This is a genomic window from Paenibacillus sp. 2RAB27, from assembly GCF_052115445.1.
Taxonomy (GTDB): Bacteria; Bacillota; Bacilli; order Paenibacillales; family NBRC-103111; genus Paenibacillus_E.
Map to the genome: position 1 here is coordinate 1 of NZ_JBFRGR010000031.1, position 16,269 is coordinate 16,269.

Genomic DNA, 16,269 nt, shown 5'->3' on the forward strand with positions numbered 1-16,269 from the left:
ATTTCGTTTGTTCTTGAATAAATTTTACCGTTTGTTGTTTAAATTCATCATTGTACCTTTGCCGTTGTTCACCCATTGTGAACACCTCCTCGTTACATCTATTATCTTAAATCTGTTAACGAGGTGTCCACTTTTTATTCTAGCTGCAGAAATCCAGTTAAACGTCCCAAGACGTGGATTTCCCACGAATTAGCGGGAGGAAATCCAGTTATTTGTCAAAAAGGGGGCAATGCCGTATCATTGAGCCGCGGAGCTCCCTCAATTTCGATTTTAGCTAGTTGGAAGTGCGCTCGATTAAAGTTGGGGGGAGTTGGAGCCGCGGAGCCCCAAAGAAACAAAAAGCGAATCCCGAAGGATTCGCTCTCCATACAACACGCAACACACAACCTACAGCCCCGCCGCGGCATACACCTTGTCGAAGCCAGCTTTGGACCGCTCGACCAGGCTCTCCGGAGAATCTGTCGGCGCTTCGGCCGTCAGGATCTCCTGCGCCACGGCGCCGGTGTAGCCAATACGCTTCAGGCCTTGYAGGAAGCCTGCCAAATCAATAACACCTTCGCCCGGATACACACGTCCGTTGTCGAGCACTTCCTCAACCGGCACATCCGGTGCATCGTTGATGTGCACATGCACGATCTGATCGACGCGGAGCTTCTCGATATCCGCGACAGTCCCACCGTTCGTGTACCAGTGGTACGAATCGAACAGTAAACCCACGTTGCGCTCACCGATCGCATCGATCCAATCCAACGTTTCATCGATGGTCCAGATGAACGGGTTCTGCCACCGTGTCCGCAGATGATGCGGACCGACGAACTCCAGCCCTAGGCGAATGCCGTAGGCGCCTAGGATTTGGGCGCACGTGCGCAATCTGCGCGTCGCGAGCGCCATGAAGTGCGCTGCCCCGAGGTCTGTCGAGGGCAGCACATACGTGCAGCAGCTCGTGCAGCCGAGCGCTGCTGCCGCTTCCGCGGCTTGGGCTAGCTTCGGCAGCCCCTCGCGGAACACCTCTTCCGTGGAACGCCATTCCACGGGCAAACCAATGGACCCGACAACGAGTCCATTCTTCTCTAATAACTCACGAGCACCAGCTGCGGTGTGAGCTTCTACAAGGCTCAAAGCGTCGATGTCGACCGCTTGGAAGCCATATTTTGCCGCTAACTCGATGAACTGCTCGTTGCTCTCGATCTTGCCAAGCCCTGCTCTCGTTAACCCTCTAAGCATCGGATAATCCCTCCAAATGGTTGCTGCAATACGCTTTCTTAGTCTGTTCTCCACGCTGTCCGTTCTATATTCACTCTGTTCCGCTTACTTCGCTCTATCCGCGACTACTCCCAGTTCAATTTCACTTCACTACCTGTACGCGAAGATTCATAGATTGCATCGAGAATCAAATTGTTCGTATAACCGGAAAGTGCCGATGTGATCGGCTGTTTGCCTTCTCGAATACAATCTAGGAAATGTAGGCTAAGACGTAGGCGCTCGCCTTCATCATTCTCAGGCTTTTTCAATTCAGTCTCGATTGCACGGTTGAATTTCTCTGTCAGCAATTTACCCGTAGGTCCCTTGTAGCTAGCTCCGCCATCCGCGCCCATGAGGTGTACGAAAGGCGTGTTGTCTGTGTCCATATGAACCGCCCAGCTCACTTCAAGCGTCAGCGTGCTGCCATCTTCCATACGAATCAGCGCAGTTGCCAAATCCTCTACATCATAGGTACCGTTCCAATTCGGTTTGCCCCATGTGCCAATCCCTTTGCGGCGCGGCCCGAATTCCGCATACGTTGCACCTACAACAGAAACTGGTTTCGGATTCCCCATCAAATAAAGAGCAAGATCCAGCATATGAACGCCGATATCGATCAACGGACCGCCACCGGACTCATCCATTTTCGTAAACCAAGTTCCCCAGCCTGGAATACCTTTGCGACGGAACCAGCCTGTTTTGGCTGTATAAATTTTGCCTAATTCGCCTGCTTCAACCTGCTCTTTGATTTGCATAGGAACGGATTCCCAGCGCATTTGGTGACCGATCATCACAATCGTATTCGACGCTTTACTTGCTTCATATATTTGTTTAGCCGCTTCGGCGTTAATGCCCATAGGCTTCTCGATAAGTACATGTTTACCCGCTTCAATCGCTTGTACAGCAAGGGAAGCATGGTATTGATTCGGCACCCCAATAATGACGGCGTCGACGTTCGAGCTTTGGATTAATTCCTCCGGTGTGGCAGCCACATGAGCAATGCCATGCTCTTGCGCTCTCGCTGCAGCCAAAGGCAAGTACGCATCTGTAATCGCCGTAATTTCACAGAGTTCCGCCAGCTTTGAAAACTCCCGAATATGAACCCCGCCAATATTGCCTGCACCAATAATTCCAATTCTAATTTTGTTAACGCTTTCCACGATTCGTTCCTCCTCATAAGTACACGCTGTTGACCCTGCTTTTATGATAAAATAAGATCACTAAGAAGTCGTACCGTATATTCGGAAAACGTCCCATTTTTTCGAAGGAGCCCTGACTGATCATGACGTATTTTCCAGATTATCTGAAAACGTACCCTAATATGCACTCCCCCTTCCCATTTCACCTTAGTAGAAATACATTGGAACATGGCTTTCGCGCGCACCGCCATGATTACCTGGAGTTCTCTTATGTGGTTGAAGGACGTGGCGCTGAATCCATAAATGATGTGAAACATACGATGGCGCCTGGCACTTTCACGTTTGTACTGCCCTATCAGGTGCATGAGATTTTTACGGACCCGGGTCAAAAGCTAGTTCTCTTCAACGGCATGTTCAGTATGGATCTGCTCATGGAACCAGGGAACGATCAAGGTCTCTCTGATCTGTTTAATGATGCGAATGGATTGCCAGCTTATGTCCAGTTCGAAGGGGCTGAGCAAGAGATGATGTCGGCTCTCATCGAAGAGATGGTGAAAGAGTATCACGGTGACGAACGTTACAGGCAGACCCTGCTGAAGGCCAAATTGAAGGAAATACTGATCCGCTTCGATCGGCATCGCTTCCAGCACGCAGGTCAGGAGGAGGAAGCTGCAACATTGGCCAAATCCCCCTCAAGGTCCAGCCACGCCGTGTGGCCGATTATTCATTATATCCATCGGAATTATCAAGAAGATTTGGCACTGTCCGATCTGGCAGCTCGCTTCACGATGAGCGTGTCACGCATCAGCGAAGTGATTAAGCAAACGACAGGCCAAACCTTTGTCCACTTCCTGCACGATCTGCGCTTGCGTCATGCCTGCAGCTTGCTGGTCTCCACCGACATGAGCGTCACGGAGATTGCATTGGAAGTTGGCTATGGCTCGTACAAAACCTTTTCGCGGATATTCCGAGAGAGTAAGGGCATTGTGCCGAAGGAGTACAGGCGGGTTGAGCATGGGCGTGCGGTGACGTAAACAGGACTGGTCTGATGTACCCTATCGTGATGATCCTTCCTACCATTGCGTATGTAGAAAGCTGCCGCGAGGCAGCTCTTTTGCCGTTCTACTGAACTGCGCTACAACCCTACTACACCGGTACTATGAAATGTTAGTACTTATCCTACTGGGCTTACTTTACTAAAATGTAAGTATTGAAGGGTGGGTGTGGTAATGGAAAGAATAAGCGTGTATACGAAAGTTATTGATTTCATCGGTTTAATCATTCTGGGTATTCTCGTAGGGTTTCTTTATTCGATCTTATCCATCGTCATTCTGGTACTATGTTCACCTTATTTGGAGCCGCAGTTTCAGATGTTTAGTCAAATCTACATGTACTATCTTCCACTAGCGGTCTTACTGAGCTCCCTTATTTTCAAACAAGTTAACGCATTTATCACTATACTCGCTGCCATGCTGACTGTGGCCTATTTGTATTATCTATGGAGCCATATGACATTCGGATTCTAGTCTGACCTACTACGCTACAAAAAAAATGACCCACAGCAACGGGCCGCAGGTCTCAAGGTATATATATTTAAAAGGGGGTCGAGATTTAGTATAGGCTCGTTTCCTTAAATCTACCTGAAGATAAGATTTCAATCTTGTTACATTTACATGACGGCTTGTTAGGCCCCCCAAGGGGTGCCCCACTCATCGCCATCGTGGTGCGATCATAAGCTCGTTTATTTTTTCTTAAGCATTTCGAATACTTGTTCGACATCCTTGTCTCCGCGACCAGAGAGGTTGATGATGATGATTTGATCCTTACTCATCGTCGGAGCAAGCTTCTTCGCATAAGCGACAGCATGCGCGCTCTCAAGCGCGGGAATGATCCCTTCCGTGCGAGACAGCTCCTGAAATGCCGCCAAAACTTCATCATTGCTGACTGTCACATATTCCGCTCTCTCCGTTACTTTCAGATGGCTATGCTCCGGACCTATGCCTGGATAATCGAGACCCGCTGCAATCGAATAGGTCTTCCGTGGGTTGCCCTCCTCGTCCAACAGCACCAGGCACTTGAAGCCGTGAATTACGCTCGGAACACCTTCAGTCAACGTAGGTGCTTGATCCGGCTCGACCCCGATCAATCGAACCGATGGTTCGTCTAGGTAGTGGGCAAACGCGCCGATCGCGTTGCTTCCTCCCCCTACGCAGGCGATAACCGCATCTGGCAGGCGACCCTCCTTTTCGAGAATCTGACGCTTGGATTCCTCGCTGACGATCGATTGGAAATGTTTAACCATTGACGGGAATGGATGTGGGCCGACGGCAGAACCAAGCAAGTAGAACGTGTTCTTGTAATTCTGAACAAGATCTCCCAAGGCTTCGTCAACGGCATCCTTCAGGCGACCTTGTCCTTTGTGAACGGGAACAACGGTAGCGCCAAGCAGCTCCATCCGGAAAACATTCAAGGATTGACGGCGCGTATCTTCGGCGCCCATATAGATGATACATTCCATGTCGAACATGGCGCAGGCAGTCGCCGTTGCGACGCCATGCTGCCCGGCTCCAGTTTCGGCGATAATCCGCTTGGCACCCATCCGCTTGGCGAGCAGAATTTGACCGATTACGTTGTTAATTTTGTGCGCACCTGTGTGGTTCAGATCCTCACGCTTTAGATAAACTTTCGCACCGCCCCAAGTCTCCGACAGCCTCTTCACATAGGTCAGTGGATTCTCGCGACCCACATATTCACGTAAATAATAACTATATTCTTCATTAAATTCCGCATCGTCCTTATACTTATAGAATTGCTCACTCAGATAATTTAGCACTTCCTGTAATTCTGGCGGCACGAAGCTGCCTCCGAACTCCCCAAAATACCCTTCCTGCAATTGTTCCTGATTCATACTGTAAGCGCCTCCAATATACATAATAATAGTCTGTCTGACCTAGTTTCCATCGTACCATAAATAGCCAATTTGTGGTGTTGCACATTTTACAACTTCATGAGGAAGTCCGTCGGCACAAAAAAGAGGCCCTAAAGCCCCTCATTCATTCGAGGATCCCCTTCTAGGACAGCCCCGACATAATTCTACGCCGCTTTCTTCTTGTTCTTTACGTTCTTATTCAGAAAATGGATAAGTGCCTGGTAGAAATCCCGTTCATTTTCTAACTTGGAATAACCATGTCCTTCGGACATTTTGAGCATATAAGGTACGTCGACATCTAGTTTGCGAAGCGCTGTCACCATCTGATCCGATTCCGTTCTCTTCACCCTCGGGTCGTTCACGCCTTGCGCGATCATGAGAGGGGCTTTGATTTGGTCCGCATGCAGCACGGGCGAATACGCTTCGAGCATCTTTTTATCTTTAACAGGGTCACCTACCTGTTGGTACATCTGCGAACGACCAATCTCCCAATATGGGGGCATCGAGTTCAAAAACGTTAATAGACTGGACGGACCTACATAATCCACACCTGCTGCGTACAAATCCGGCGTAAACGCCATACCCGCCAACGTCGCATATCCACCGTAGGAGGCACCGTATATCGCCACGCGTTCAGGGTCTGCAGTGCCCCGTTCAATCAGCCATTTAACACCGTCCGTGATATCATTCTGCATCGCTTGGCCCCATTGCTTATCTCCAGCATGCAGGAAGGCTTTCCCATAGCCTGTTGAGCCTCGGAAATTCAATTGCAGCACAGCGTACCCTTGGCTAGCCAACAGTTGAACTTCCGAGCTATAGCCCCAGGAAACGCGAGCCCTCGGCCCGCCATGCGGATTGACAACAAGKGGCAGTTTCGTTGCTGCTGCTCCTTTAGGTAACGTTAAATATCCGTGAATCGTCAAGCCATCTCTGCTTTTGAAAGAAATCGGCTTCATATCGGCCAGTTTCTTCTCATCCAGATTCGGATTACTATCTGCAATCTTGTCGAGCTTATCCATCTTGCGATCATATAAATAATAGCTGCCGTATGACTTATCGCCTCCCGCATGCAGCAGCAGGACGTCTTTATCCGGTGAACCAATAATGCCCCAATGCGTGTTTTGCAGTTTGTCATCGATTTGGCGCGACATCACTTCAAACTCTTTATCCAAATACTTCAAATGAACATCATCGGTCTCATAGGAAACCGCTAAAATGGTCCTCTTCTTGTAAGAATAGATGAAATTGCTAATATCGACTTCGTCATTCACATAGATGACTTCCGTCTCTTTCTTCGTGCTTAAGTCATAAGTAACCAGTGCTACTTTGTCGCGTCCAACGTTGGAAGCCGCATAGAGTTGATCAATTGCATTAGCCCCTGGATTGTAAGTGAACATAACAGGAATAAAGGTATCATTTGGATCAAAGCTCGCTATTTTCTCAAAATCTTTGTTCTCATCCTGCCTATAGAGGAGGCTTGTCTTTTCGCCATCTACAGCTATCGCTGCACGAACTTGGCCCCAATTATCGGTCTGCCAATAATTAACGTTTCCTGGATTTTGCACATGGAGGGTTGTATCTCCTGATCCCAGCTTTACCCGGTAAACATCCATTGCTTTGGGATCGCGCTTATTCATGGTAACTAAAAGTTCAAAATCCTCTTCTTTCTGAGCAGGCCGCACATCAAGCAGGTCCGCCTTTACATTCGTATAGGGAGTCAGGTCTTTATCGCCTGTACCGTCTGCATGAACAACATGAATATGTGTATTTTCGGTACCGCCGTTATCGACGGAATAGATGAGCACTTTGTCTGTAATCCAATATAAGCTTTGAATATTTTCGTCTTTGGAGCTCGTAATCCGTGTGCTTTCTGTCTCTCCAACTTTTTGAATATAGAGATTCATGCGGTTTTCCCACGGTTGCAATAAAGCTAGTTTCGTACCGTCAGGTGATAAACGTAAAGCAGCCTTATCTGGTAGCTTCAGGAGATCATCCAATGAAACCGTACCTTGCGACGTCTCTTCTTGCGCGGAAATCGTCCGATATATGAATAAGACAAGTTGTGCACGCGTCACATGATCCTGTGGCATAAACGTCAATTGCTCGGTAATAAAATTTTGCTTCAGTCTTATCACATCGTCGTGATGCGGTTTTGCGATGCTGCCCTCATCCTTGAGCCAGGCCTGAATGCCATTATCTTTGAGCTGAAAAGCACGAACGAGCAGGCTCGCCATCTGTTCACGTGTTAGAAAGGATGCTGGTTGATACATCCCGCCATCCCCCTGGACAATGTTCCGTTCCTTCAAAGCGTTCACCGCTTCCGCGTAAGGACTGGATTCGGCCACGTCCGTGAATCCATTCAATGACTTCGGCTTCTGCACCTTGAGCGCCTTGCCGAGCCATACCGCAGCATCACCACGTGTAACGGCATCATCTGGATGAAAGTTACCGTCCTCTTCGGCTTGGATAATCCCCTTTTGTTTAAGCCATGTAATCTCTTGACTCGCATAGTAATCAGCTGGCACGTCCGCATAGGCGACGGCATCGTTGCTTGCCTGAGCACTGATCGGCACGGCAACGGCCACAATCCAAACAGCAGCCAGTAGGGAAGCTATCCCTTTTCGAATGAAAATCTTCATGTTATTCCCCCTGTAAACTAAATACAACGAACATAATACGTCCCATTATATGACAGAAAATAGTATATTCATAGACTTATAGGAGAGATTTGTATAACATTCCTATTCTCTTCGAAAAAGGTAAAAGCCCCCAACTCACGATGAAGTGATTGGAGGCTTCTCTTATTGGTTCAGCACGCGATTCGAAACATCGCTGATCTGCTTTAATTCCTCTTCGGTTAGTGTGAATTGCATGGCTTTCACATTCTCTTCTGCGTGATGTGTTTTCGACGCACCTGGAATGGCGAATACGGTCTCCCCATGCGCATGAATCAGCCAATTCAGTGCAATCTGCGTTGGTGATGCATCATAGATCAGTGCAAGTTCATCTAACTTGTCGATCAGCGGCTTCGATTTCTGCAGCCCCGAGGCACGGAAAGCCGATGTGAATTTACGCGGACCTTTGATTGCTTTCACCAGCTCTGGGTTTTTGTGAAACTTGCCGCTTAAGATCCCCTGCTCCAGCGGTGAGTACGCGATAATCGCGACACCAAGCTCCTTGGCAGCCTCCATGATCCCATTGTGCTCAATCCTGCGATCCAGCAAGCTATACTTCACTTGATTGGAAATGAGGCGAAGTCCGTGCTCGCGGAGGACGCGGTCGGCTTCACGCATTTTATCCTCAGAAAAATTACTGACGCCTACGTTCTTGATTTTACCTGACTTCACAAGTCCTGCCATCGCGTTCATTTCTTCTCGAACAGATGAAAATGAAAAAGGCTGATGCACCTGATGCAGGTCGATCGTCCGATTCTCCAGCAGCCGTATGCGCTCTTCAATCGTGCTCGTGATGCTGCTCGCGGTACGAAGGAACGGCCACCACTTCGTCGCAATATGTGCTTCATCAGCCAAAGGACCCGCTTCGCGCAGTGCTTCCGCTAGCATTTGCTCAGATTGACCTTTTCCGTACACCTCCGCTGTATCAAACCAATTAATCCCGCCCTTGAGACTGGTCTGAACGATGCTGCGCACATCCGCTTTCTTCAGCACCGGCCAGAACTTCCCAACCATGCCCTGACCGTTACTGAATTGCCAGCAGCCGAGCCCAAGTGGCGACAACGCCAACGACGAGCTGCCCATTTGCCGAAGTACCGCTTTCCCCATCATACTATTCACCTATTCCTCGCAATGTGATTCTCCCATGATTATACACGATACCAGTAGGAATCACCCAATTCACGCAAGTGGCGAGTCTGAGCTTCACCAACGCGAAAAACTCAAGCTGTCGAGAACATCCCGACGACCTGAGTTTTTCATGAATTGCTCTATTCCCACAATTTATTGGTAATCCTTCGCTTTCTTCACCAATTCATCATACGCCGCTTCCGGTGTAATTTTGCCGAACATCACTTTTTCACCAATATCCTTAAAGTCCTTAGCTGTGTAGTTACTCCAGCCTTTAGCGCCAGGATTAAATGGTTGTGCATCCGGTGCTACATTCTTGATCAGCTCGATTTGCTGTTTATCTGCAGGCGTTAGCTTAGGTGTCAAATATTCGAGAACCTTTTTGGAAACGGGTACACCGCGCGTTGTTGTCAAAATGTCCGCTGCTTCCGTATCGTTGACAAACCAGTCGATGAACGCTTTGGACGCTTCGATGTTCTTGGAATCCGCACTGATGGACCAGAACATGGACGGCTTCAGGAAGCCGCTGGCTTGAGCGCCTTTAGGCTGCGTAACAAATTTATAAGCGCCCGGCTTCACGCCTTCATATCCAGGTAACAGTGCCGCAAAGCTGCGCTTGATCAAAACCGTATCGTTGTTCATCAAATCCATCTTTGCATCGGATTCTTTATCTGTCGTTGCAATATCCGGTGGGGGAACAACGCCTTCTTTTCGAAGGTCAGCGTATTTCTTCGCGTACGTGAGGTAAGTATCCTTGTCCAAATTAAATTTGCCGTCTACTGTTACCGGGTAGCCTTTGCCTTGGCTGATCTGGTAGGAAGAATAAACTGTGTAATCACTCGTCGCATCCATTAGCGCATATTTATCTTTCTCCAGCTTTGCTTTCGCATCCCTGCCGAATTGGAAATATTGATCCCATGTCCAGCCATTGGCCGGAGGTGTGATGCCGAGCTTGTCCACGGCATTCTTGTTAAATAGCATACCCGTAGCGTTATTTCCTAGTGGAATTGCATACAACTTATCTTTATATTTACCAGAATCAACTAGGGATTTATCGATATCCGCGGTATTAATACCTTTGGACAGATCCACGAGTTGGTTTCTTCCACTATATTCAGCTAACCAAGCCGGATCCATCTGGATCACGTCTGGTGCATTTTTCGCCGCAGCCTGAGTGGCAAGCTTATCCGCATAGCCATCGAACCCGGAAAATTCCGGTTCAAACGTAACGTTTGGATGTTTCTTCGTGTAAGCATCAAGTGCCTTCAAAGTCGCATCATGTCTGGCTTGTGAGCCCCACCATACAATGCGCAGTTTCACAGGCTTATTATCCACTGCTGCTGTTGCTGCTGCACCGCTGCTTGGTTGTGCGCTTGCACCCGTTTTGGTACTGGTCGCGGTATTGCCACCGCAAGCGGTCAAGCTTACCGCTGTAAGTGCTGTAACTGTCAGTAAACCCCATCTTTTTATCTGCTTGTTCATCATTCTGTTAACCCCTTCCTGTACTCCATATTCAGGTCCATGTGTCAACGCCTTTTCGATAAAAGGAACGAAGTACTGTGGCAACTCCATTCATCAGCAGCGCGCTTATACCTTCATTATATAAACCGAAGGACACAATCAAAATAAGGGTAATGAACACATTTCTACCACAATCGAGCACAACCTATTTCTTTCCGAGCTCACTGGGATTCATACCGTAATGTTTTTTGAAAATAGAGCTGAAATAAGCCACATTTTTGTAGCCCACCTTTTCTGCTATCTCATAAATCATGTGCTTACCTTCCGTCAGCAGTACTTTGGCTTTCTCCAGCCTTACACGGATCAAATAGTTCGTAAAGGTTTCTCCCGTTGCATTCTTAAACATCCGGTTCAAATAATTGCGGGTTAAATACAGCTGTTTCGATAAATCTTCCAAAGCAATGTCCTCGGCATAATGCTCATGCGCATATTGAATCATGAAATCGATGGCTTCCTTATGTTTGGAATGTTCGCTCCATCCACGCTGTGAGGAAATGCCGGAGATTTTGTTCTCAAGCCAATCCCGGAGCTCCTCGATTGTCTGAATCTTGGTAATTTCTTGGTTTGCCGGCAGACCGGGAAACAGATCGTCGAGCACTACGCCGGTGCTGTATAGCGAATAGGCCAGAATCGTCCACAGTTCCGAGCATAAGTATTGCAGATACGCTGGCGTTACGGAAGGCATCTGGCGAAGCTGCGCCAAGTAGGCATCCACAATCGCAAGTGTCTCCTCTTTCTTCGCATATACAATAGCCTCGGCCAGTTCTTGATAAAACTTGATAGGGCGAATCGTAAACTCGGGCTCCTCAGCATCCGGATTGGATAGGCGAGTCCCCTGATCTTCGTTCAGCGTTTGCTGCAGGAGATCCAAGAAAGCCTCTTCTGTTGAGTCAGAGAGTTGTCTCCAGTCCGCCTGTACACTACCAATTCCGATACGGATACTTAATTTCAAATAGGTCTGGGTACATTCCGAAATGTACGCTCCGATACGCTTAATACTCGCTCTTGCCTCTGCATCTGATTGCTCTAGAGGAATATGAAAAACGATGGCAGCATGATGGCTGTGCAGCTCGATGAACTCAGAAAGCGGCCAATCCCGCTCTAACACTTCGCGGATGATGTTGGCCAGAGCGAACCGGAACAAGCTCCAGTCCGTTAAGGTGAGGTTCGATACACGGATTGTCCCCATGAGCTCGATGCCCATGATAAGATGTTTCTGCCTTAGCCACGATTTCTCGTCGATCGGCTCCATGCTTTCCTCCGCGATAGCCCGACCCAACGTACCCGTGACGATCGACTTCAGCCATTCCTTCTGCACGAAGGGCTCGTACATCATTAACCTGCGCCGCGTCTCCTCCTGCTCTAGCTTCGCCAGTTCCTTGGTCTCCAGCTCATGGATAGCCCGCTCCAGCACACCACTTAGCTCATCCATCGTGACTGGCTTCGACAAGTAATCACTTACCTGCAGTCGCAACGCTTGACGCGCGTACTGAAAATCGGAATAACCACTGAGAATAATGATTTCTCCCGCAAATCCTACCTGCTTCAGTTGCTCGATCATCTCGAGACCATTCATCATAGGCATATAGATGTCGGTTATGATAATGTCTGGGCTCGTTTCCTTCACCTTCTGGAGTCCTTCCTGCCCATCCATCGCTTCTCCTACCCATTCGGCTTCTAAACGTTCCCAGGGGATGGATTTCTTCATCCCTTCCAACACTTGAAAATCATCATCAATAATGAGTACTCTCCACATGAAAGGCCTCCTCCACTTCGGATTTATTGTGCAGAACAGGGAGCCGCAGGACCACTTCCGTTCCGCCTTCCGCTCTGCCTCGCATCGTGACGCCGTATGGTTCCCCGAAATAGGCAGCGATGCGGTCCATCACATTCCTAACGCCATAGCCGCCTGTTTTGCGCGGCTTCGGCACTTCCCAACCTGGCTGTAGACCTACGCCATTATCACGAATGGTAATTTCCAATTCGCTTTCCTTACGCTTAAGGGCAATATGAACCTCCCCAGCCCTTCTGCCATGAAATCCATGAATGAATGCATTCTCGACAAATGGCTGTATCGTTAAACGCGAAATATACAGTTCTTTTAGCTCCTCTTCGATTTCAATGGTGTACGTAAGACGTTCGCCCCAACGAATCTTTTGAATTTGCAGGTAGCAATCAACATGCGTCAGCTCATCCCGAATTGGAATGACTGTCTCACCATTGGAAAGACCAATACGGAACATTTTACCCATTAACGAAACGATTGTACTGATTTTCTCTTGCCCAGAATCTATCGCAATCCAGTTCAGCTGATCCAAGGTATTATATAAAAAATGGGGATTAATCATCGCCTGCAGCGCCAATATCTCCGCTTCTCGCTTACGCTTATGCTGGGATTGCAGTGATTGCACCAACTCATCAATCCGCTCCATTTGCCGGCGGTAGCCGTTGAATAAGCTCCCGAACTCATTCTCATAGTCTGTAGGCAGATCCATGCCAGCCCCTGTCGCGGGCACACGTCCCATTCGCGCAAGCAGCAGGCGAATCGGCTTCGTGAATTGCTTTGACAGGAACAGCGTGAAGAAGGCGGTGATGCAGATGGCCATCAGACCAATAGAGACTAGGATATAGGCAAGCCGGATACTGCCGTGTACAATTTCATTCCATGGCGTGATTTCAATCAACATCCAATCCGATCGCACCTTGCTCCACACGAGCAGAGCTCCCTCACTCTGATCTTGGTTCACCGGTAGGTGTATATAATTCGAAGCGATTTCCTTGCTGCTGATCAGCCTAAGATCATTTTCACTTAATGTTGGTTTACCAATCGTGGCAATCGTTCTGCCGCTGGCATCCAACAGCAACCGGTTCCTCTCTTTACCCTCGGACTCCCCGCGAACCAAGCTTTCGATTGCGGATGCCTTCACGTTCAGCATCAGAAGCCCATAGTACTTGTCCGAATTGTTGTATAGCTTACGGGCGAAGCTGATAAACTGTTGAGGCCCTTTATTCGTAGGGAGCGTCCGCTCCCCGACCCAGGCGAAGTCTGATTTCTGAATCTCTGGATACCAGGGCTCATCCCGAACATGCGCCATATCGAAAATTTGTACAGGAGCTTGGGGATCCGTCTGAGATGGATTGTCTAAATATAAATAAATAGACTGCACCATCGTCGTGCTGTAGGTGATCCTAGCCAACATCTGCAGCATATCTTCCCTTCGAATATGTTTCTGTAGCAAATCCTTTTCAAAAGGATCGTAACCGATCGTATTCATATTGCGGGAAGCAGCCAGCGACATTTGCTCGATCGATTTCAGCTGGATATCAATCTGTTTATTCAACTCATTGAGCATATCTTGCTGGTAGTACGATGATGTATCTGCAAGTTCTCTAGCCGTCACACTGTAGCTGATCCATGTAAAGACGAGCAGCAAGATCGATAAGAAAGAAGCGAAACTGCTGAAAAACAACCGATCAATCCGCACACGTTTGAATAAGTTCATCAAGGCCCTCCCCTCAGGCGGCAATCCTAAAAGCCAAAAAAGCTGCACAATATCGCAGCTTTTCAAGCAACTCATCAAATTTTACCCCTTCACTGCACCTGACGCAATGCCGTCTACAAAATGGCGCTGAGCCATAAAGAAGATAATTAACGAAGGCACAATGGATACAAGTGACATCGCCAGCAATTGACCCCAAGGCAAGGCAGACTGACTGTCTACAAACAATTTGAGTGCCAGCCCAACTGTGTATTTATCCACTGAATTGATATACAACAAGTGACCGAAGAAATCATCCCAGTTCCATAGGAAACAGTAGATGGCTACCGTGACTAGTGCAGGCTTGGTGAGTGGCAGGATGATGCGCCAGTAAATGCCGAACCAGCTGCAGCCATCGATTTTGGCCGATTCGTCCAGATCCTTCGGAAGACCGCGAATGAACTGAATGAGGAGGAAAATAAAGAACGGTCCGCCGATACCACCAGCTAAAGCATGAGGGACATAGAACGGCAGATACGTATTAATCCAACCGAATGTATTGAACATAATATATTGCGGAACTAACGTCACCTGACTAGGCAGCATCAACGTGACCATCAGGATAGAGAACCAGAAATTTTTGAGCGGGAAGTCAAGTCGGGCAAAGCCGAAAGCGACGAGGCTGCAAGAAAGCACCGATGTAATTAGTACGCCTGCGATCAGCTCGAAGGAGTTCATATAGAAGTGCGTGAACGTAAATTTCGGAAGCGCAACCCAACCGTCAGTGAAGTTGCTCCACAACCATACTTTCGGGAACAAATTAGGCGAGCTCATCTCATCATTGGATTTGAATGCGGCTCCAACCCACCACAAGATGGGATATACCATAACGATACTGAATAGGGTTAAAAAAATATGGGAGCCGAGAGTCCGGCGCTGCGTTAGTGTCATTTCTTACGGCCTCCTTCAGTCTCATAGAATACCCAGTAACGGGATGATGCGAAGATCAAGGCAGTCGCGATGCCGATAATAACAAGCAGTATCCAGGCTAATGCCGAAGCGTAGCCCATATCATAGCGGGCGAAAGCTCTTTCGTACAAATACAGCGCATACATATACGTAGAGTTGATCGGGCCGCCTTTTGTAATAATGAATGCCTGCGTGAACATTTGGAACGAGCCAATCGTCTGCAAAACCAGATTAAATAGCAGAACCGGGGAAAGCATGGGCAGCGTAATGTTGAAAAATTGTCTGAGCTTCGATGCGCCATCGACAGAAGAAGCCTCATAGAGCTCCGATGGAATTTGTTTGAGCCCCGCAAGGAAAATAACCATCGAAGAGCCGAACTGCCACGCCACCAAAATAATTAATGTGCCCAGAGCCGTACCAGGGGAGCTGATCCAACTGATCCCCTCGATCCCAAAAATACTTAAAAACTTATTGATAAATCCGTCGATCCCGAAAATATTTTTCCATAGAACCGCGACGGCGATACTGCTTCCGATTAGAGATGGCAAATAAATAAATGTACGATAAATGGAAATTCCCTTTATGTTCTTGTTGAGCAGCATAGCGACCAACAGGGCAGTCACCAGCTTGATTGGCACGGAGATGACAACGAACAACAGCGTGACAGTGAGAGACTGTCTGAACGTTTCATCGTCGGCGAAGATTCGTTCATAGTTTCTCAAGCCGATCCAATCGGGAGCGTCCAGCAACGTAAACTTGGTAAAGGAATAATAAACCGATCGGATCATCGGCCATAAGGTTAAGAGCAAGAAGCCAAGCAGCCATGGGGAGATGAACAAATACCCTGCTACAGGCGATTCCCAGCGGCCCTTCCAATGAAAGGCGGAGAACCGCTTTTGAGCCTGTTTACTGGTATTTGTCGTAGGTTGTGTACGCATATTGGGGCTCACCCTTTTCTAATAGTAATTTCATCTATCATCAGTATAAAAGAGCCCTCTCCTCAAGAAAATGAGAGGATTGAACACAACTTCATCCCTATCGAACACAACCCAGACAGAAAAACCTCCTAGCCTATTCTAGCGCTAATGTCAAAGTCAGCCTCTCAGCAGCAGCCATTTTAAAACTACGTTGTTTCACCTCTCTACCTCCTCGAACTGGATAACATTGCTGACGTTGGGATCACGATT

12 protein-coding genes are annotated in these 16,269 nt (G+C 48.1%); 2 read left to right on the forward strand and 10 right to left on the reverse strand.

Translation table 11 applies throughout. The annotated features are described in order from the left end of the window. Positions 1–387: 387 nt before the first annotated feature. Both AB4114_RS28175 and AB4114_RS28180 read right to left on the reverse strand, forming a co-directional pair. Positions 388–1,224, reverse strand: a complete 837-nt coding sequence (locus tag AB4114_RS28175; RefSeq protein WP_441991450.1) for a sugar phosphate isomerase/epimerase family protein — start codon at positions 1,222–1,224, stop codon at positions 388–390. 104 nt (positions 1,225–1,328) lie between these two features. After that, a complete protein-coding gene (locus AB4114_RS28180) occupies positions 1,329–2,402 on the reverse strand; it encodes a Gfo/Idh/MocA family protein (protein WP_441991451.1) in 1,074 nt (357 codons plus the stop codon). Between the two features lie 161 nt (positions 2,403–2,563). Here AB4114_RS28180 and AB4114_RS28185 point away from each other — a divergent pair, with 161 nt between their 5' ends. Together AB4114_RS28185 and AB4114_RS28190 are read left to right on the forward strand one after the other, a co-directional pair. Further along, positions 2,564–3,415 (forward strand): helix-turn-helix domain-containing protein, encoded by an 852-nt coding sequence (locus tag AB4114_RS28185; RefSeq protein WP_246303178.1) that lies wholly within the window; start codon positions 2,564–2,566, stop codon positions 3,413–3,415. A gap of 195 nt (positions 3,416–3,610) precedes the next feature. Further along, positions 3,611–3,907, forward strand: coding sequence for a hypothetical protein (locus tag AB4114_RS28190; protein ID WP_441991452.1), 297 nt, complete (start codon positions 3,611–3,613; stop codon positions 3,905–3,907). 215 nt (positions 3,908–4,122) lie between these two features. On the opposite strand, the gene trpB is transcribed toward AB4114_RS28190, so the two are convergent. The 8 genes from trpB to AB4114_RS28230 form a co-directional block, all read right to left on the reverse strand. Then, entirely contained in the window at positions 4,123–5,289 is a 1,167-nt protein-coding gene (gene trpB / locus AB4114_RS28195; RefSeq protein ID WP_441991453.1) for a tryptophan synthase subunit beta, read from the reverse strand. Positions 5,290–5,474: 185 nt separating this feature from the next. Beyond that, positions 5,475–7,949, reverse strand: coding sequence for a prolyl oligopeptidase family serine peptidase (locus AB4114_RS28200; RefSeq protein ID WP_441991454.1), 2,475 nt, complete (start codon positions 7,947–7,949; stop codon positions 5,475–5,477). Positions 7,950–8,111: 162 nt separating this feature from the next. Then, a complete protein-coding gene (locus AB4114_RS28205) occupies positions 8,112–9,095 on the reverse strand; it encodes an aldo/keto reductase (RefSeq protein ID WP_441991498.1) in 984 nt (327 codons plus the stop codon). A gap of 171 nt (positions 9,096–9,266) precedes the next feature. Continuing rightward, positions 9,267–10,598 carry an ABC transporter substrate-binding protein gene (locus AB4114_RS28210; protein ID WP_441991455.1) on the reverse strand — a complete coding sequence of 444 codons (1,332 nt, stop codon included), beginning with the start codon at positions 10,596–10,598 and terminating at the stop codon, positions 9,267–9,269. Between the two features lie 181 nt (positions 10,599–10,779). After that, positions 10,780–12,390 (reverse strand): response regulator transcription factor, encoded by a 1,611-nt coding sequence (locus AB4114_RS28215; RefSeq protein ID WP_441991456.1) that lies wholly within the window; start codon positions 12,388–12,390, stop codon positions 10,780–10,782. Continuing rightward, on the reverse strand, positions 12,368–14,137 hold the full coding sequence (locus tag AB4114_RS28220; protein WP_441991457.1) for a sensor histidine kinase: 1,770 nt from the start codon (positions 14,135–14,137) through the stop codon (positions 12,368–12,370). Before AB4114_RS28220 ends, AB4114_RS28215 begins: the two co-directional genes overlap by 23 nt. 81 nt (positions 14,138–14,218) lie before the next feature. Further along, the gene (locus AB4114_RS28225) at positions 14,219–15,064 is read right to left on the reverse strand and encodes a carbohydrate ABC transporter permease (protein ID WP_441991458.1); all 846 of its coding nucleotides are present in this window, start codon (positions 15,062–15,064) and stop codon (positions 14,219–14,221) included. Further along, positions 15,061–16,020 (reverse strand): carbohydrate ABC transporter permease, encoded by a 960-nt coding sequence (locus tag AB4114_RS28230; protein WP_441991459.1) that lies wholly within the window; start codon positions 16,018–16,020, stop codon positions 15,061–15,063. Before AB4114_RS28230 ends, AB4114_RS28225 begins: the two co-directional genes overlap by 4 nt. Positions 16,021–16,269 lie beyond the last annotated feature (249 nt).

What these genes read in the sequence shown, in the direction of transcription:
- AB4114_RS28185 (WP_246303178.1), top strand. Translation starts at nt 2,564, where the DNA reads ATGCACTCCCCCTTCCCATTTCACCTTAGTAGAAATACATTGGAACAT.
- AB4114_RS28190 (WP_441991452.1), top strand. Translation starts at nt 3,611, where the DNA reads ATGGAAAGAATAAGCGTGTATACGAAAGTTATTGATTTCATCGGTTTA.
- trpB (WP_441991453.1), bottom strand. Translation starts at nt 5,289, where the DNA reads ATGAATCAGGAACAATTGCAGGAAGGGTATTTTGGGGAGTTCGGAGGC.
- AB4114_RS28205 (WP_441991498.1), bottom strand. Translation starts at nt 9,095, where the DNA reads ATGATGGGGAAAGCGGTACTTCGGCAAATGGGCAGCTCGTCGTTGGCG.
- AB4114_RS28210 (WP_441991455.1), bottom strand. Translation starts at nt 10,598, where the DNA reads ATGATGAACAAGCAGATAAAAAGATGGGGTTTACTGACAGTTACAGCA.
- AB4114_RS28215 (WP_441991456.1), bottom strand. Translation starts at nt 12,390, where the DNA reads ATGTGGAGAGTACTCATTATTGATGATGATTTTCAAGTGTTGGAAGGG.
- AB4114_RS28220 (WP_441991457.1), bottom strand. Translation starts at nt 14,137, where the DNA reads ATGAACTTATTCAAACGTGTGCGGATTGATCGGTTGTTTTTCAGCAGT.
- AB4114_RS28225 (WP_441991458.1), bottom strand. Translation starts at nt 15,064, where the DNA reads ATGACACTAACGCAGCGCCGGACTCTCGGCTCCCATATTTTTTTAACC.
- AB4114_RS28230 (WP_441991459.1), bottom strand. Translation starts at nt 16,020, where the DNA reads ATGCGTACACAACCTACGACAAATACCAGTAAACAGGCTCAAAAGCGG.